The 16,245-nt window shown below is 68.2% G+C and carries 17 protein-coding genes; 7 read left to right on the forward strand and 10 right to left on the reverse strand.

All coding sequences use genetic code 11. The features are described 5' to 3' along the window. Positions 1 to 58 precede the first annotated feature (58 nt). Positions 59 to 583, forward strand: coding sequence for a MarR family winged helix-turn-helix transcriptional regulator (locus FND50_RS30490; RefSeq protein ID WP_005258862.1), 525 nt, complete (start codon positions 59 to 61; stop codon positions 581 to 583). An 11-nt stretch (positions 584 to 594) separates the two neighbouring features. Here the strand turns inward: FND50_RS30490 and FND50_RS30495 are convergent, their stop codons facing one another. Beyond that, entirely contained in the window at positions 595 to 1,650 is a 1,056-nt protein-coding gene (locus FND50_RS30495) for an SDR family oxidoreductase (protein WP_397492801.1), read from the reverse strand. 90 nt (positions 1,651 to 1,740) lie between these two features. Here FND50_RS30495 and FND50_RS30500 point away from each other — a divergent pair, with 90 nt between their 5' ends. Further along, complete coding sequence (locus FND50_RS30500; RefSeq protein WP_144288173.1) at positions 1,741 to 2,058, forward strand: helix-turn-helix transcriptional regulator; 318 nt, start codon at positions 1,741 to 1,743, stop codon at positions 2,056 to 2,058. Between the two features lie 5 nt (positions 2,059 to 2,063). On the opposite strand, the gene FND50_RS30505 is transcribed toward FND50_RS30500, so the two are convergent. Both FND50_RS30505 and FND50_RS30510 read right to left on the reverse strand, forming a co-directional pair. After that, complete coding sequence (locus FND50_RS30505; protein WP_144288174.1) at positions 2,064 to 2,537, reverse strand: hypothetical protein; 474 nt, start codon at positions 2,535 to 2,537, stop codon at positions 2,064 to 2,066. 61 nt (positions 2,538 to 2,598) lie between these two features. Next, a complete protein-coding gene (locus FND50_RS30510; protein WP_144288175.1) occupies positions 2,599 to 3,414 on the reverse strand; it encodes a DUF72 domain-containing protein in 816 nt (271 codons plus the stop codon). 83 nt (positions 3,415 to 3,497) lie between these two features. Between FND50_RS30510 and FND50_RS30515 the strand changes: the two genes are divergently transcribed. From FND50_RS30515 to FND50_RS30530, 4 genes are all read left to right on the forward strand, one after another. Then, positions 3,498 to 3,818: a GYD domain-containing protein gene (locus FND50_RS30515; RefSeq protein ID WP_144288176.1), complete on the forward strand. Its 321-nt coding sequence runs from the start codon at positions 3,498 to 3,500 to the stop codon at positions 3,816 to 3,818. 76 nt (positions 3,819 to 3,894) lie between these two features. Next, on the forward strand, positions 3,895 to 4,461 hold the full coding sequence (locus FND50_RS30520; protein WP_144288177.1) for a hypothetical protein: 567 nt from the start codon (positions 3,895 to 3,897) through the stop codon (positions 4,459 to 4,461). Between the two features lie 56 nt (positions 4,462 to 4,517). Beyond that, the gene (locus FND50_RS30525) at positions 4,518 to 5,372 is read left to right on the forward strand and encodes an LLM class F420-dependent oxidoreductase (RefSeq protein WP_144288178.1); all 855 of its coding nucleotides are present in this window, start codon (positions 4,518 to 4,520) and stop codon (positions 5,370 to 5,372) included. A gap of 117 nt (positions 5,373 to 5,489) precedes the next feature. Then, a complete protein-coding gene (locus FND50_RS30530; RefSeq protein WP_144288179.1) occupies positions 5,490 to 6,896 on the forward strand; it encodes an AarF/ABC1/UbiB kinase family protein in 1,407 nt (468 codons plus the stop codon). Positions 6,897 to 6,917: 21 nt separating this feature from the next. Here FND50_RS30530 and FND50_RS30535 read toward each other — a convergent pair whose 3' ends face one another. The 7 genes from FND50_RS30535 to FND50_RS30565 form a co-directional block, all read right to left on the reverse strand. Further along, positions 6,918 to 8,486: a TerD family protein gene (locus FND50_RS30535; protein WP_144288180.1), complete on the reverse strand. Its 1,569-nt coding sequence runs from the start codon at positions 8,484 to 8,486 to the stop codon at positions 6,918 to 6,920. 8 nt (positions 8,487 to 8,494) lie between these two features. After that, positions 8,495 to 9,748, reverse strand: a complete 1,254-nt coding sequence (locus FND50_RS30540) for a TerD family protein (protein ID WP_144288181.1) — start codon at positions 9,746 to 9,748, stop codon at positions 8,495 to 8,497. Between the two features lie 62 nt (positions 9,749 to 9,810). Next, entirely contained in the window at positions 9,811 to 10,689 is an 879-nt protein-coding gene (locus tag FND50_RS30545; protein WP_144288182.1) for an HAD family hydrolase, read from the reverse strand. Next, complete coding sequence (locus FND50_RS30550; protein WP_144288183.1) at positions 10,686 to 11,795, reverse strand: cysteine protease StiP family protein; 1,110 nt, start codon at positions 11,793 to 11,795, stop codon at positions 10,686 to 10,688. Before FND50_RS30550 ends, FND50_RS30545 begins: the two co-directional genes overlap by 4 nt. Next, positions 11,792 to 13,075, reverse strand: coding sequence for a phosphoribosyltransferase family protein (locus tag FND50_RS30555; protein ID WP_144288184.1), 1,284 nt, complete (start codon positions 13,073 to 13,075; stop codon positions 11,792 to 11,794). Before FND50_RS30555 ends, FND50_RS30550 begins: the two co-directional genes overlap by 4 nt. Then, positions 13,072 to 14,274 carry an HpcH/HpaI aldolase/citrate lyase family protein gene (locus FND50_RS30560; RefSeq protein WP_144288185.1) on the reverse strand — a complete coding sequence of 401 codons (1,203 nt, stop codon included), beginning with the start codon at positions 14,272 to 14,274 and terminating at the stop codon, positions 13,072 to 13,074. The genes FND50_RS30555 and FND50_RS30560 overlap by 4 nt, the downstream gene beginning before the upstream one ends. Positions 14,275 to 14,286: 12 nt before the next feature. Continuing rightward, positions 14,287 to 15,408: a hypothetical protein gene (locus FND50_RS30565; RefSeq protein WP_144289201.1), complete on the reverse strand. Its 1,122-nt coding sequence runs from the start codon at positions 15,406 to 15,408 to the stop codon at positions 14,287 to 14,289. Between the two features lie 258 nt (positions 15,409 to 15,666). On the opposite strand from FND50_RS30565, the gene FND50_RS30570 reads away from it, so the two are divergent. Beyond that, positions 15,667 to 16,242, forward strand: a complete 576-nt coding sequence (locus FND50_RS30570) for a TerD family protein (protein WP_005251244.1) — start codon at positions 15,667 to 15,669, stop codon at positions 16,240 to 16,242. Positions 16,243 to 16,245 lie beyond the last annotated feature (3 nt).

A 16,245-nucleotide genomic window follows, 5' to 3' on the forward strand; every position in this document is an offset into this window, starting at 1 on the left:
CGTACCGTATACTTCACTAGTAAAATAGTTCTGAATTAATGTGAAGTTGGTCGCTACGATGGATTTCATGAGCACTGCCCCACGTCCGGATGAGGATTTCACCGATCGCGTTCGACGCGAATGGGCCGAGACCCATCCCGAAGTGGACACGTCACCGATCGAAGTGATGGGTCGCATCACCCGGATCGGATCCCAGGCCCTGCAGCAACTCGACCGCGCCCTGGACGCGAGCGGGGTCTCGCGCGCCGAGTTCGACGTCCTGTGTGTACTCGCCCGCAGCGATCGGCCACTGCGAGCCAGCGAGGTCACCGCCGTGACGATGCTCAGCGGCGCATCCACCACCAAACACGTCGACCGCCTGGCCCGGCTGGGACTCGTGGAACGGCTACCGTTCGAACGCGACGGGCGCGTCGTATTGCTTCATCTGACCGAGTCCGGGCGGAAACTCGTCGACACCGAGTTCCCGCAGCGTGTCGAACGGGACCGGCAATTCCTCGCCGGACTCGACGAGGACGAATGCGCCGTCCTGGCCGGGCTGCTCCGGCGGATCGCCGCCAACGTCGAATCCGGGATTCGCCGGTAGCCCCCTCCCCCTCAGGGGATGATCTTCCGGGCTCGAAGGTCGCGGAAGATGTCGAGGAACATCCGCTCGGTCTCGACGTGACGGTGGAAACCCAGCCGGCGCGCCTTGGAACCGTCGGCGATGACGTCGTAGTCCCAGCCGAAGACGAAATCGCCGAACGCCCACGACGAGACGTCCGAGTACGGCGTGGTCTCCAGTCCGTGTTTCGCGACGAGGTCGTTCCACACCGGCTCCTTGTCGGCCATGACGACCTCCATCGACATCGGCAGCGGTGGTGCGACATCCAGCTCGAAGAAATTCGCGATCTTCGGCAGCATCTCGTCCCAGCGGAACAGATCCCCGTTGTTGATGTTGAACGCCTGATTCGCGCACTCGGGGGTGGTCGCGGCCCAGACGGTCGCCTCCGCCAGCAGTCCGGCGTCGGTCATCTCGATCAGACTCGTGTACGCGCCCGGCTTACCCGGAAACCGCAGCGGCACTCCGAGTTCCTTCGACATCGTGGCGTAGACGGCAATCACCAGTGCGAGATTCATCGGATTGCCGAGAGCGAATCCGCACACGACCGAGGGGCGGATCGCGGACCACGTCCAGCGCTTGCCGCGCTGACGGTCTTCGAGGAACCGCTGCTGGTCCACGTTGAACTCGGGCGGCATGTGGGGCGGGTCGCTCTCGCGCGCCGGCGTCTTGAACGGTCCGAGGTGGGCGCCGTAGACCTTGTAGCCCTGCATCAGACTGATGTGCTCGAGCCCGGCAGCCACGGGTTCGAGCGCGTTCACCGTGTTGACGAGCATCGCGACGTTGGGCGCGACGAGCTCCGCCCACGACGGACGGTCCTGGTAGGCGGCGTAGAAGATGTGAGTCACGTCGTGCAGTTCACCCAGCTTGTCGGCGGCGTCGCGCTCGTCGAGCAGATCGACCGCGATGTGCCGCACCCTGCCGGTGTCGGGTCCGCCCCGTCGCGACAGCCCGATGACCTCCCACTCCCCGGTCGCCTCGAGGTGGTCGATCAGATTGCCGCCGATCACCCCGCGCGCACCGACGACCACTGCCACTCTGCGTTTCGCCATCACTCACCCCTATCGACATATCGCGAAGTTGCGATATACCGAGTCAAGCACACATATCGTAAAATCGCGATATAGCGGTACGATGAGTCTGTGAGTGAGCTTCCGGACGCGACCGACCTGGCCCTGGTCTTCAAAGCGCTGTCGAACCCGACCCGCGTGCGCATCCTGCAGTGGCTGAAGGACCCCGACAGCTTTCCTCCGCAGCTCGAACCCGCCGACGAGGTGGGCGTGTGCCTGAAGCACATTCAGGCGAGGGCCGAGGTCTCCCAGTCGACGGCCTCGCAGTACATGGCCGCGCTACAGAGCGCCGGACTGGTCACCAGCCATCGGATCGGCCAGTGGACCCACTACCGCCGCAACGAGGACCGGATCACCCGGCTGGCCGATCACATCCGCACCGAACTCTGAACGAATCAGGGCATCTCGACGGTTTCGGCGCGCGCGATCTCGTCGAGAGCCCGGCGGACGTAACCGTCGGCGGGAACCTCCGCCGCACTCAGCAGATCGGCGATGACCAGGATCGCGGCCTCCACGGCACGCTCCGGTCTGCGCGGGTTCTCCTCGACATCGGCCACGCCGAGTGCACCGGTCAGCACGGTCACCAGCGAATCGACATCGACGACCGGAAACCAGAGTGCCGCCGCCCGCGCGCAGCGGGTGAGAACGTCCTGCACGTCCTCGCCCGTCAGACCGTCCGGGTGCAGCGTCTCGAGCAATTCCCGGACCACCCCCGCCAGCACCGCACCGACCTGCTCCGCGGGCAGGGCCGCCAGTTCCTCCGTCGCCTCGGTCAGCGCCGCCGAATCCGACGCACGCGCCGCGACGATGGCGGCGTCGAGCGCTTCGGCGATGTCACGCGCGACAGCAGGCCAGTGAGTGGGCCACATCCGTAGATCCTCTTCTCGTCTTCGTCGAACCGACGCTCACTGTGCCATGGGACACCGACAGTCAACGCAGCCGCTCGATCAGCCGCAGCGCGTCGAACGGCGCGTACCCCTTCATGTCGTTGTCGAAGTACGCGAAGCAGTCGAGGCCCTCCCCGAGCCACCGGTCCAGCTTGCGGGCCCACTCGTCCAGCGCCTCGTCCGTGTAGCCGCTGGCATAGAGCTCCTTGTCGCCGTGCAACCGGGCGTAGACGAAATCGCTCGTCGCCGCCTCGACGTACGGGTACCGGCCTGCCGTGTCGGCGACGACGAACGCGACGTCGTGTGCGCGGAGCAACTTCCTCGCCTCCTCCGTATCGAAACTGGGGTGCCGGACCTCGAGGGCGTGGCGGACGGGCCGATCGGCGTCCGTCTCCGTCCACGCCCTATCGTCGGTGAGCTTGTCGTCGTGTCGAGACGCGAGGGCCGCGGCGTCGGTGGTCGTCCTCGGCAGCTGGTCGAAGAATGCTGCGAGACTCGTCGAATCGAACGCGAGTGTCGGGGGCAGTTGCCACAGCAGCGGTCCGAGTTTGGGGCCCAACGCGAGCACCCCGGATGCGAAGAAGTTCGCCAGCGCCGTCTCCGCGCCGACCAGCCTCTTCATGTGCGTGATGTAGCGACCGCCCTTCACGGCGAACACGAAACCCTCCGGTGTTTCGTCACGCCACTTCGCGTAACTCGTCGGTCGCTGCAACGAATAGAAGGACCCGTTGATCTCGATCGACGTCAATCGCCCCGCGGCGTAGGCCAACTCCTTGCGATGGGCCAGACCGTCCGGGTAGAAGTCACCGCGCCAACCGGGATACGTCCAGCCGGAGATACCTACGCGGGCCTCAGCCATCTCACGACCCTAGCGCCGGAACCTATTGCATGTGGCCCGTCCCGGGAGAACCATGAGAGGACCCCACAATCGAGGAGGCACTGATGCCGAGATATCTCTGGCAGGTCACGTACTCACCCGAAGGCGCGAAGGGACTACTCGCCGAAGGCGGCACCGCACGACGCGACGCGATCACCCAGATGGTCGAAAGCGTCGGGGGCACAGTCGAATCCTGCTACTTCGCACTGGGTGGCCGGGATCTGTTCGTGATCGGTGAGGTGCCGGACGACGTCGCGGCCGCCGCGCTCGGCATCCGCACCACCGCCTCCGGTGCGGCGCGGTCCGAATCGGTGGCGCTGCTGACGCCGGAGCAGGTGGACGACGCGGTTCGCCGGGACGCCGAGTACCGGGCGCCCGGCAGTTGATCGACTACCCCTGCGGTAGCGAATATCGTTCTGCAGGATGATGTGCGGCGGCGGAGTCGGTCGATAGCGTCGAGCCATGTCAACTGACCAGGCCGACTCGACGTCGGTGAACCCGTTCACCACCGAGTCCGCTCGCCGTGCCCTGTTCGCGCTGAGGGCGTTTCCCGCCGGCCTCGTCTCGCTCGGCGCCGCGATGACCGGACGGCACCGCTGGGCCGGGCGGTGGCAACTCGCTGCCGCCGACTCGAGCGCGTCGGAGCGGATCGACGTGCGTTCGCCGTCGTGGCCGAGCGTTTTCGCCCACTCGGTGCTGTCGCTGCTGATCGGGATGGTGGCCTGGTTTTTCGCGTTCCTCAGCGGGATCGCCGCGTTCCGGGGCCTGTTCTACGGGCTGATCACCGACGGTTCCTACGAGTACAGCTGGGGTGGTCCGACGCTCGCCGGCGCCTGGCTGGTGCATCTCGTCCTCGGACTCCTGCTCGTGCCGGTCGCCGTGTGGATCCTGAAGGCCATCGCCTCTCTGCTGGCCGGACTCACTCGGCGTCTACTCGGCGACGGTGGTCCGGCGTGGGTCGTTCACGTCGCGCTCGTGCTCGCCGCCGCGGGCGCGCTACTGTTCCGCTCCTGGCTGCACCAGGCCTGAGACCACGTAGTCGAGAACACCGGAATGAATGACAACGACGGAAGGTTGCACGCCACATGACGGAGACCACAGCACCAACCCCGCAGCTCGGACAGTTCGGCGTCTGGCGTCACGCCGGCGGATTGGCGCCCGAGGTGGGTGCGGCGATCGAATCGGCAGGCTACGGCGCGATCTGGATCGGCGGCTCCCCGCCTGCCGACCTCGAGATCGCCGAACGCCTGCTCGACGCGACGTCCACGATCACCGTCGCGACCGGAATCGTGAATATCTGGACCGCGCCCGCCGACGAGATCGCGACCTCGTTCCATCGGCTCGAAGCTCGTCATCCGGGGCGCTTCCTCCTCGGCATCGGTGTCGGCCATCCCGAACAGCCCGGGCTGAACTACAGCAAGCCGTACGCCGCGCTCGTGGAGTATCTCGACGCCCTCGATGCTGCCGGTGTCCCAGCGGGACGACGCGTCCTCGCCGCACTCGGTCCGAAGGTTCTGGAATTGTCCGCAGCCCGCGCCGCCGGCGCCCATCCGTACCTGACCACTCCGCAGCACACCCGTGAAGCGCGTGAGCTGCTGGGCCCGGGTCCGGTGATCGCGCCGGAGCAGAAGGTCGTGCTGGACACCGATCCGGAACGCGCCCGCCCCATCGGACGTTCGGCTGTCGAGAATCCGTACCTGCACCTGCGCAATTACGTCAACAACCTGAAACGGCTCGGGTACACCGACGAGCAGATCGAGAACGGCGGCAGCGACGACCTGATCGACGCGCTCGTCGCCCACGGCGACACGCAGTACGTCGCCGGCCGCCTCCGGGAACACCTGGACGCGGGCGCCGATCACGTGGCCATCCAGGTACTCCCCGCCGGCGACGATCCGGTGCCTGCCCTGCGGGAACTCGCAGGCGCGCTGGGACTCTGAGTTCTGCTAACGAAATGGTGTGATGGCGGGTACCGCATACTGAAAGGGGTTCGCCGAAACGGTCGGGGTATGGTCCCCTTCTGAACGGCAGGCAGCACTGAACGCAAGGTAGGAACTGTGCAAGAGCCAACGGCACGTCCGGTCGGCCCGTACGCTTCGGGGCCGCCACCTGCAGCCCTGACCGTGCACTCCGCGAGCCTCGATCATTTCCGCGCCGCGGAGCTGTGGCGGGCGCTGGTCATCGGCGTGGTCGTCGTCGCCTACACCCTGTTCGCGCTGGTCACCTGGCCTGTCCGACGTCGCGGCCGCACCCTTGCGGACGCGGCGTCGGAGGGCCTGGTCAACGGTTTCGAGGTGCTGGGCCCGACGTTCGTCAAGGTCGGGCAGCTGATGGCGTCGTCTTCCGGCGTGTTCCCCGCCCCGTTGGCCAACGCCTGTCTGCGCTGTCTCGACGACGTGCCGCCGGTGCCCGCCGAGGAGGCCCGCCGGGTCATCGAAGCCGACCTGGGGCATCCCGTCGACGCGCTGTTCGCGTCCTTCGACGACGTCCCCCTCGCAGCCGCCTCCGTCGCGCAGGTACACGGCTGCGTTCTCCCCGACGGCAGGGAAGCCGTCATCAAGGTCCAACGCCCCGACATCTTCCGCCGCATGGTGGTGGACCTGCGCACCGCGTACTGGGGCGCGCGGATCCTCGAGAAACTGTTCGAGTTCTTCCGCATCGCCAACGCCACCGCCATCATCCGCGACCTCCACGCCGCCACGATGACCGAACTCAACAGTGCGGTCGAGGCCGACCGCCAGGCCCGGTTCCGGACGAACATCGGGGCGTTCGGCGACAACAAGGGCGTCACCACCCCCGAGGTGTACTGGGACTACTGCGGTCCGCACGTCATCTGTATGGAACGCATGTACGGGCTGCCGCTCGACCGGTTCCCCGACCTCGTCCACATGGACACCCGGATGCTGATCCGCCGCGGCGTCAAGGTGTGGATCGAGTCCGTCATCCTGCACGGCCCGTTCCACGGCGATGTGCACGCCGGGAACCTGTGGGTCCTCGACGACGGACGCATCGCGATGCTCGACTTCGGCATCGTCGGTGAGCTCCCCGAGTCGTGGCGGCAGATCCTGCGCGACATGTTCTACGCGACTCTGATCGACGGCGACTTCTCCCGGATGGCCCGCGGAATCCGGAGCCTCGGCTATGCGACCGACAACGACGCCACCGACGACGAGATCGGACTCCAGGTGGCCGCCGCGCTCGCACCCCTACTGGGCCGGGACCTCGGCGAGCTGCGGCTCAGCGAACTCATCATGGCGCTGATCGGCATCGGCAAGAAATGGGGCGTCGCCAGCCCTGAGGAACTTGTCCTGTTCGGAAAGCAACTCGGCTACTTCGAGCGCTACGCCACGGAACTCGCCCCCGGCTGGGTGATCGGGCAGGACCTGTTCCTGTTCCGCAACGTCTTCCCGGACGCCGTCGCCACGAAGGCCCTCGAACTCGGGGTCGAACTGCCCGACGAGTGACGCCAGCTCGCGGCGAGGGTTTTATCGCCCGGTCAGTGAATCCAGCACCGAGGCTCGGTGGAGGGTGTGGTCCGGGAGCCGGTCGGGTGTCAGGATCCAGTCGTTGCCCGTCCACGGGTCGGAGACGGTGAGGACCCCGGACGTCGGAACCTGCTGCGCGATGCGTTCGAGCACCGCGACTCCCGGATCCGAATCGGCGGAGGCGCTGTCGCCGACGATGATCAGCGACGTCCCGACCGCGGGACCGTGATCGGCGAGGTGCACGATCCGGGCGGCGTCCTCGGCGCCGTACCCGTGCGGGAAGTCGCCCAGGATCACCAGCCGCGGCTCCGGCAGGCTGTCGCGGATTCCGCTGCGGGCCGCCATTTCTGCGAGGTCGACGCTCTCGGACAGCGCGGTGAGGCGGGCGGTGATGTCGGAAGCGGACGACACGACGGGCGAAGCCAGCAGAGCACCGAGGGGTTGGGTGAACGTGCGCAACGAGCCGCTGAGGTCGACCACCTCCAACCGCTGTGCCGCCGCAGGGGACGCCACCAGCATGCGCGCCGCCAGCGCCGCGACCACCGGTGCGGCCTCGGCCGGATCGCCGACGATCCAGAGCGGACGCCCCAACGGGTAATGAACGCAGAACGGCACCCGCAGCTCACCGAGGTCGGGTGCGGACAACTCGCCGAGCCTCAGCCCGTCCGTCACGGCGCTGCCGGTGATCGGGCTCGTCCACGCGGCGGACTCGAAGGTGGCCAGCGACCGCGGCAGCAGCGGGTCGATGGCGCGGAGTTCGTCGGCCAATTGCGAAGTCTCGCCGTCGAATTTGCGCTGCGCCTCGGCGACAAGGGCATCACACCGATCCTGCGCCCTGGCCTGCGATTGCACGACCGCCGGACTGTTGCGTGTGGACGGGTCGGCCACCGACTCGGACAGTTCGTCGTCCAGCCGGGCCTGCGCGTAGTCGCGGGAGGATCGGAACGAGGCCGCGGACCGAGCGGCGTCCTCGAAGATCATCCACGCCCTCTCGAACGAGTGCGCCGGGTCGAGCGGGATGCCCGCAGGACCGGGTGTCGCCGGAACCTCCTCGGCGACAGGGTGCGTGGGTTCGTCCACCTCGACCCCGTGCCGGGTGACGAGCTCGGCGAGGCCGCCGTCGTATCCCTGCCCGACGGCCCGCACCTTCCACTCGGTGCCGCGGCGATAGATTTCGAGGCAGATCGCGGCCACCTCGGAACCGACCAGCGGCACGTCGAAAACGACCAGGGGAAAACCATTTTCGTCGGCGAGCGTGGCCGACAGCCCCTCGCGGGCCAGCGTCGCCGGACCGTTCGGGGACGCCGGATCGACACTGACCACGCAGAGCACGGCCACCGCAGCGGCGTCCACCGCGTCCAGCTGCAGCCGGACCGTTCCGTCCGCGTCGAGTTCCACCCCGGCGGCGCGGCGCTGGTTGTAGAACACGAAATGGTCCGAGGACAGCACGCGGAGATCGCCGTCCACGATCAGCGCGGAGACGTCGATCGGCGTCGCATCGACCGCGCGGAAACGCAGTTCGCGCGACGGCAGCGGGGCGTTCTGCCCCGGAACGAGGTGGACCGTCACCGCCGCCCCTACACGCCGAGGAAGCGGCCGAGTTGAGGCGCGGCCTCACCGGCATGCTTGGCCTGAATGCCCTCACCGATGGCCTGCAGCTTCCACTCGCCGCCCACCCGGTACACCTTGGCCATCACCATTCCCGTGAACGGCATCCCGCCCTGCAGCGTGAACCGGGCGAGTTCGGCCGACGACGTGGTGTCCACCAGGCGGCAGAAGGCGTTCTTCACCTGCTCGAACGTGTGCCCGCGGTACGACGTCACGATGAACACGATGGTCGAGATGTGCGGCGGAATGCGGGTGAGATCCACGAGGATCACCTCGTCGTCTCCGGCGCCCTCGCCGGTGAGGTTGTCGCCCTGATGCCGGATCGACCCGTCCTTCGACGTCAGCTGCCCGTAGTAGGCGACGTCGACCATGTTGTTGTCCGCGAACAGGACCGCCGACGCGTCGAGGTCGACGTTGGCGGAACGGTTCCCGAACATGCCGCGCTTCTCGATCGGATCCCAGCCGAGCCCCATCTGGATGTACGTCAGTGCGACGCCACCGTCCTTGCGGAGCGTCACCTTCTGGCCCTTGGAGAGGCTGACCGGTCGCGACTTGGTGAGACTGACCTCGGCCGGGGCGGACGGGGCGGCGGGCGCGGGGGGTGCAGCGGGAGCCGGGGTCGCAACCGGTGCGACCGGCGGCGGGTAGGCGGCTTGCGGTGCCGGTGCCGGTGCCGGTGCGGGCGGTTGCTGGACGGGGGCGGCGGCGGGTGCGGGAGCGTCGTCGACGGACACGCCGTGATCGGTGACGAGTGCGGCGAACCCGCCGGCGTATCCCTGCCCGACGGCCCGCACCTTCCAGGCGCCCTGGCGTCGGTACAGCTCGAGCGCGATAACGATCGACTCGGAGTTCAGTCCCTCGATCTTGTACTCGTACAGCGAGTTTCCGGTGCCGTCCGAGACCCGGGCGGTCGGCGGCGCCGAGCGGCCGAAGTTACTGGTGGCGTCGTCGAGGGTGATGACCGCGCGCACCTGGGCGATGTCGGCAGGCACCGCGCCGAGAGACACCTTCAGCGAGGCCGCCTGTCCGGTGGCTCCGGGGACGAGTTGCACGCCGGGACCGGCCGGCTGGTTGAAGAAGACGAAGTCGGCGTCCGAGCGGACCTTCCCCGAGTCCGTGACGAGCAGCGCGGACAGGTCGGCGGCGGCCGTCAGTTCGAGGGAGACGATGACGTCGTCGACGCTCAGCGGGCCGTTCTGACCCTTGGCTAGCGGAGTGGACACTGCGGTGGTTCCTTCACTGTGGGAGCGTCGGGTTTGTCCCGTTTGGTCTGTTTGCCTACAACCTACAAAAGAGAGCCGACGGCCGTCGTCCCCGCACCCCGCGCGACCCGGTCCGCGAACCAGCGCAGGATCTCCTCACCAGCGGCGATACCGCTGCTTCCGGTGACCGACAGGGTCGGGTGCTGCCAGTCGAGGGTTTCGAGTTCGCCGTGCCGGGGGCGGATGGCGGCGTCGGCCGCACTGAGCATGCTGGCGTCGAGAGCCCCGTCCCCGGCCGCCAGCACGGGCGCTTCCGGCTCGAGCACTCCGTCGTCGACGAGCCTTGCACGGACCTCCGCGACCGCGCGGCTCTTGCACACCGCGTCGGGCATCGTGTAGATCTTGCGGCCCTGCCGGGACACTCCCCATCCCCGATCCGCGCACCAGTCGTTCCACTCCTCGACGAAGCCGGCCGGCATCGCGTCGAGGTCCACGACCAGGTAGGAGAACAACTCGTCGGCCACCCGGGACGAACGCACCCAGCCGTCGTCGATCCGTCGGCTCAGCTCGGCGCCGACCTCCACCAGCGAGGCTCCACCGTCGGCCATCGCGATGTCGACACCCGACCGCCACCGCGCATCGGGCACCCCGTCGACGAGGATATTGCCGCCGTTGGTCGTGATCGCGTACCGCCACGGCGCCCCCGGCAGGTCGATGCGCTGGAACTGGGCGACGGTGCGCGTCGTGGTGGGCACGACCACGGCGGACGCGGTGAGCCGGCGCAGCATGGCCTCGGCGGCCGAGGTGACGTAGGACAGCGGTTTGCCGTCGTACACCTCGACGCACAGCAGGTCCTCGTCGCCAGGCCGCTCGGCCACGTCGCTCTCGGTGACGGCGAGTTCCATGGCCCCGCGCGAGTAGATCATGGTCCGGTCGAGGTCGGTCGCGATCAGCGCGGTCATGTCACATCCTTGATCAGGCCCATGCACGAATAGGCCAGGCCGGGAACCTCTTCGACGGGGACCGCACGCGCGGCGGCGAGGAGCCGGATGTGCGCGTGCTCCGGGGCGTCGAGGTCGCGGACGAGCACCCGCCACGGCACCCGGCGCAGCAGCACCCGGGTGGTCTCTCCGACACCCGGCTTCACGAAGTTCACACTCGAGATTCCGTACTGCTCCCGAACCGCCTCGACGGACTTCCAGCCGTCCCAGGTGGGGGTGCGGTCCGACCGCAGCAAGTCCTCGACGTCGCTGGGAACGTGCTCACGCACATCCCCGAAGGAGGCGCTGACGGAATCGAGGAGGTGATTGGACACGTCCTCGTCCGCCAGGTGCGCGTAGAACTTGGCGCCGTGGAAGTCGCCGGGGCCGATCAGCGTGTCGTTGAGGACGGTCCGCGACACCAGGCCCGACACAGTCGAGTTCAGACACGCCGAGGCGATCAGGAAGTCGTCGCGGGTGCCGAACGTGCGAACGCAGTGCCCGGGATCGGCGAGGACGGCGAGGTCGTCGTCGAACTCGGCGCCCCCGGCTTCGCGGTACTCGACCAGTGCCTGCGACAACTCGCGGGCGATGGCACCCTTGCCCGTCCAGCCGTCGACGAACACCACGTTCCCCGGGTCGTGATGCTGTGCAAGGTAGTCGAGCGCGACGGCGTCGATCCCCCGGTCCCGGACGATGGAGACGGCGTAGTGCGGCAGCGTCAACCCGTGGACGTCGCGCGCCCAGCGGCGCATGAGCACACCCACCGGGGTTCCCGCCCGCGCCAGGGACACGAGGGTGACGTCGCGGCCGCGCTCGGCGAGCACGAGGTCGGTGACCGTCCCCACGGCACGCGCCAGCCGGATGGAACTGTCCTGCAGCACCTTCTCGAACAGCTCGCGGTACTCCGCATCGGGCTGGTATTCGATGGGCAGCGTTTCCGCGTAGTGGGCTTCACCCGACTGGATGCGGCGCTCCCGCTCGGCGACATCGGCTTCGAGGTCGAGGTGCGACAGGTCTTTGAGCAGCCAGCCCACCTCGTCGGCGGCGTACGAACCGAACGCCGGGCCGGTCAGCGGCGCGGTCACGTCGACGCTCCCGCACGCGCGGCGCGCAGCGACCGCGGGTCGGCGCCGGACACGACGGCCAGGAGCACATCCGTTCCCGACGCGGTGAGGACGTCGAGGAGTCCGCCGGCTTCCGTGAGCCGGTCGGTGTCGGCCGCGGCGTCGATCACCGCGACCACGACGGCGTCCTCGTCCGGCCACTGCGCGTTGTAGACGAAACGCGGCTGCTCTTCCCCGATCTCGGGGGCCGTGAAGCGGAATCCGCGGCGCAGCGGGTACCCCGGCTGGTCGAGCACGTAGGCGGGCGACCGCGTGGTCGTCTGGAAACGAACCCGGACACCGGACGTGGCGAGCGCGTCCGCGATTCGCAGAGGGAGGTACATCAGCTCCTCGTGTCCGACGACGATCACCGGGCGCTGCGGGTCGAGCCGGTCACGGAGCACCGCGGCCGCCGACGCGACGGCCGCATCGAACTCCTTGGTGTCTTCCTGCAGGAACCCGTGACGCCCGCCCTCCGGAACTGTTGCGGGCCAAGGTATGTCGGCGCGCTCGACGGTCCCGGTTCGCTCACCGACGGGGTTGAGCACCGGATCAGGGAGGGCACCGACGGAGTCGATCAGTCCGTCGGGAAGCTCGGTGCGTCCCACCGCCAGACTGACGCTGTCGATCTGGACCCCCAATTCGGCGGCGGCGGCGTCGACAGCGTCCCGGTGGTCCTGCTCGCGCATGTCGACGAGCGACGCCACGACGTAACGGCTGCGCGGGTTCTGCCGGTGCAGCGCTCGGATCGCGTCGACCGCGGTGGCGCCGGTGGAGATCTCGTCGTCCACGAGGACGAGTGGACGATCGCCCGTGAACAACTCGACGGATGTCGGCTGCAGCTGGTGACTGGTCGCGTGCGAGTGCCCCTCCTCGAACCCGGCGGACGTCCCGATCTCGGGGACGCCCCGGCGCGTGGAGTGCAGGTAACACCGGGCGCGCAGCCGGGCCGCGACGCAATGCCCCAGACCTGTTGCGGTCTCGGCGAATCCGAGCACGACGGGATCTGCATCGGGGGCGAGGACGTCGGCGACCAGATCGCCGAGCCGGTCGCCTGCGCCGATCACGGCAGCCGGGTCGGTGGGCACGTGCTTGCCGAGGACCGTCGAGACGAGCAGATGGGCACGCCGCGGGTTGCGCCGCAGGCCGGGCTCGACGAGTTCGGGGATGGTCAGCCCCGTGTCCGAACCCACGTGGGCGAGCGTCAGCCCCAGGTGTTCCGTGGCCCAGGGCACCGCGCGCACGGCGGTGGGTGAGCTCATCGGACGGCCAATGCGGTCAGTAGATCCACGAACGTGATTCCCTCGTTTGTCACGCCGAACACCTTCGCCCGGACGAGTGTCTTCTCGGCCCAGCTGCGGTGCGGGCGCATTTCGTTCATCTTGTTGCGATACCCCGACGCCTGGACGCCGCCGACATTCTCGGCGCCGAGAATGTCGAGCGCATCGTGGTACTCCTCGTGCGTCACCGCGGACAGCGCGTGCACGGCCGCGACGTGCGTCGGATGGATGACGGTTTTGCCCTGGATACCGTTGGCGCGGTCGAGGGCGATCTCCCGCAGCAGGCCGTCCAGATCCCGGCTGACCAGCTGCTGGCGGAACCGCACCTCGTTGTGCTCCTCGAACGGCGTGGCGCGCAGGGTCGGCCGGAACATCCGCTCGTGGTCGGCGAAGTACTCCCACACGGGACCGGTGATGACGTGTCCGGTGTCGTCGGCGCGGCCCAGGAAGTTGACGATGCCGGCAATCGCGTCCGCGACCACCCGCACGTCGTAGATCGTCAGGTCGCGGTCGCGGCGGATGCCGAACGTGGCACACATGTCGGTGGCGCCGATGCGCACGGCGAGGATCCGCTCGCGGTGTTCGACGAGCAGTGCGCCGATCTTCGCCAGTTCGTCGTCGCGGGTCTCGCGGTGCACCAGTGCGGGCGATTCGAGCACCGGCATCGCATACAGGTGCTTGCCGAGCCGCTCCGATGCCGCGGCCAGCTCGTCGAGGAACGCTTGTCCCGTCGCACCACCGAACTTCGGAATCACGAATCCGGACAACACCTCGACGCCGGTGGTCAGCAGATCGGCGATCCGCCGAAGGTCCTCGGCCGCCCGCACCCGGACGAACAACTGCATCCGCGCACCACCGTGGACCGCGAGCCGATCGAGCGCGTCGACGGCGTTGAGCAGCGCCGCCTCCACCTGGTCGTCGGCCACCGCGTCCTCGAGGTCCAGGACCATCGAGCAGACACCGTCACCGGACCGGCGAAGGATGGTGTCCGCGAGGTCGGACCTCGTCGCAGGCACGTACAGCGTCGCGCCCAGCGCGACGGCCAGCACCGTACGATCCTCGTCCGGCCCGAGCGCCTGCGGAGCGTGCAGGAACAGCCGGCCGTGCGTCTCGGGATCGAGGTGGTGGAAGTGCCGAACGTGCTTTACTGCAGCCGGCATCATCTCTTCGCTAATGCTCATCGTCCCCCCGTGTCATCGCTGTCCTGTGTGTCCTCTCATCTTCTGAACCACCTCGGCTATGAACGCCGACACGGCATCGAGCTGGGCGACGTATGCCCAGTAGTCGGGATGCCTCCCGGTCAGTGTCCCTGCAATTCGGTCTATCCGCTCGAGCTGAGCGTCGAGGACCGACCCCCATTCCCGCACGAGCCCACGATTGACAGCCAACATCTGGGCGTCGCGGAGACGAAATCTGATCTCGTTTTCCTTGGCCCGCGGGTTTTCGCGGACCGCGCGCAGCAACCGCAGGCGATCGGTGACGCCGTCGACGTTCGCCTCGGCGTCGACCAGATGGGTCCGCGCCGCGGCGGTCAGTTCGAGCGCCCCCTCGGGATTACCCGCGGTCAGAGCCTTCTGCGCCTGCTGCAGATCGGTCTGCGCCTGCTCGATGTGCCTGTGGCTCTCGCGGTCGTTGTGGACGAGATCCGCCGAACTGTCCGCGTTGAACTCGCGCAGCAGCGCGGAGTAGGCGGGCGAGAGGCGTTCCGCCCGAGTCTGCACGGCGGCGATCCTCGTCGTCACCGACGACACCGCGTGAGCGGCGTCCTGCTCTCTGGACGGGGCCGCGGCCAGTGCCTTCTCCAGCGCCGCCGACTCCTCCCGCACGCGCGCCGCCGCTTCGCGGATCGGATTGGCGCCACGGGCGCCCTGCAGCGCCACGACCGCGGCGTCGAGTGCCGCTCCCCGGTCGCGCACCGACGGGTAGCCGGCGTACGCGGCGCCCTCGGTCTGCACCCGCTGCTGCGCGGCGGAGGCGACCTGAAGCGCCTGCTGGGCAACCTGGGGAACGGCCGCCAGCATTGCGGTCGACTCCTCGAGATGGCCGCGATGTGTGCGATAGAACTCGTCGAGGGTCTGGGTTGCCGCGACCAACTGCCGCGTCACCTGCTCGTACGCGGCGGTGGCGGCGGGTGACTGCACGTTCTCGAACTGGTCTTCGGCCGCCAGATACGCCGTCGCGGCCTGGTAGCACCCGTCGCGAACCGGTTCCCAGGCCCGCCGGATTCCGCGTTCCGGAGTCAGCTGTTCCGAGGCGTCCACGGCCGCGGCGGCGATGCTCTGCCGGTTGTCCATATCGAGAAACGCTGCGACCATCGTGTCGTGGGCGCGACGAGCCGAGTCGTCGCCCCGGGCTCTTCCTCGGAAGCGTCCCGCCCATCCGCTCGTCACGTCCTGAATCGTACTGGTCGGGCCGACACCCCCGAGTGGTCCGGAATTGCCTGTGCACAAACCTGTGGACAGTTCGCGGGATGGGACAAGTCGGACAAATTCATTATCGTGGTGTTGCACGACGAACCCGGAACTTCGACAGCTGTCGAGGGTCCACCCACCTCCTCTCGAAAGGACCCCTGAATGGGCGTCAGCTTGACCAAGGGCGGCAATGTTTCTCTCACGAAGGAGGCGCCGAACCTGACCGCGGTGGCTGTCGGACTCGGATGGGATGCCCGCTCGACCACCGGCACCGACTTCGACCTCGACGCCAGCGCCATCGGTGCGGGCGCCGACAAGAAGGTCGTGTCGGATCAGCACTTCGTGTTCTTCAACAACTTGCGCTCCCCCGACGGCTCGATCGAGCACATCGGTGACAACACCACCGGTGCGGGCGAGGGCGACGACGAGGTGATCAACGTCAACCTGGCGGCGGTCCCCGCGAACATCGAGAGCATCCTGTTCCCCGTCTCGATCTACGATGCGGAGACCCGTTCGCAGTCGTTCGGTCAGGTGCGCAACGCCTACATTCGCGTCGTCGACCAGGCCAACGGCACCGAGCTCGCCCGCTACGACCTGTCCGAGGACGCGTCGACCGAGACCGCTATGGTTTTCGGCGAGCTGTACCGCAACGGTGCGGAGTGGAAGTTCCGCGCCATCGGCCAGGGCTACGCGTCCGGGCTGGCCGGTATCGCCCGCGACTACGGCGTCAACGTCTGACAG

The organism is Rhodococcus sp. WB9 (assembly GCF_007558985.1).
In the GTDB taxonomy this organism is placed as follows: domain Bacteria; phylum Actinomycetota; class Actinomycetes; order Mycobacteriales; family Mycobacteriaceae; genus Rhodococcus_F; species Rhodococcus_F opacus.

Excerpts from the sequence above, each read along its gene's own strand:
- FND50_RS30525 (WP_144288178.1), top strand. The coding sequence starts at position 4,518 with ATGACGGAGACCACAGCACCAACCCCGCAGCTCGGACAGTTCGGCGTC.
- FND50_RS30505 (WP_144288174.1), bottom strand. The coding sequence starts at position 2,537 with ATGTGGCCCACTCACTGGCCTGCTGTCGCGCGTGACATCGCCGAAGCG.
- FND50_RS30570 (WP_005251244.1), top strand. The coding sequence starts at position 15,667 with ATGGGCGTCAGCTTGACCAAGGGCGGCAATGTTTCTCTCACGAAGGAG.
- FND50_RS30510 (WP_144288175.1), bottom strand. The coding sequence starts at position 3,414 with ATGGCTGAGGCCCGCGTAGGTATCTCCGGCTGGACGTATCCCGGTTGG.
- FND50_RS30495 (WP_397492801.1), bottom strand. The coding sequence starts at position 1,650 with ATGGCGAAACGCAGAGTGGCAGTGGTCGTCGGTGCGCGCGGGGTGATC.
- FND50_RS30520 (WP_144288177.1), top strand. The coding sequence starts at position 3,895 with ATGTCAACTGACCAGGCCGACTCGACGTCGGTGAACCCGTTCACCACC.
- FND50_RS30555 (WP_144288184.1), bottom strand. The coding sequence starts at position 13,075 with ATGAGCTCACCCACCGCCGTGCGCGCGGTGCCCTGGGCCACGGAACAC.
- FND50_RS30515 (WP_144288176.1), top strand. The coding sequence starts at position 3,498 with ATGCCGAGATATCTCTGGCAGGTCACGTACTCACCCGAAGGCGCGAAG.
- FND50_RS30490 (WP_005258862.1), top strand. The coding sequence starts at position 59 with ATGGATTTCATGAGCACTGCCCCACGTCCGGATGAGGATTTCACCGAT.
- FND50_RS30565 (WP_144289201.1), bottom strand. The coding sequence starts at position 15,408 with ATGGTCGCAGCGTTTCTCGATATGGACAACCGGCAGAGCATCGCCGCC.
- FND50_RS30560 (WP_144288185.1), bottom strand. The coding sequence starts at position 14,274 with ATGAGCATTAGCGAAGAGATGATGCCGGCTGCAGTAAAGCACGTTCGG.
- FND50_RS30545 (WP_144288182.1), bottom strand. The coding sequence starts at position 10,689 with ATGACCGCGCTGATCGCGACCGACCTCGACCGGACCATGATCTACTCG.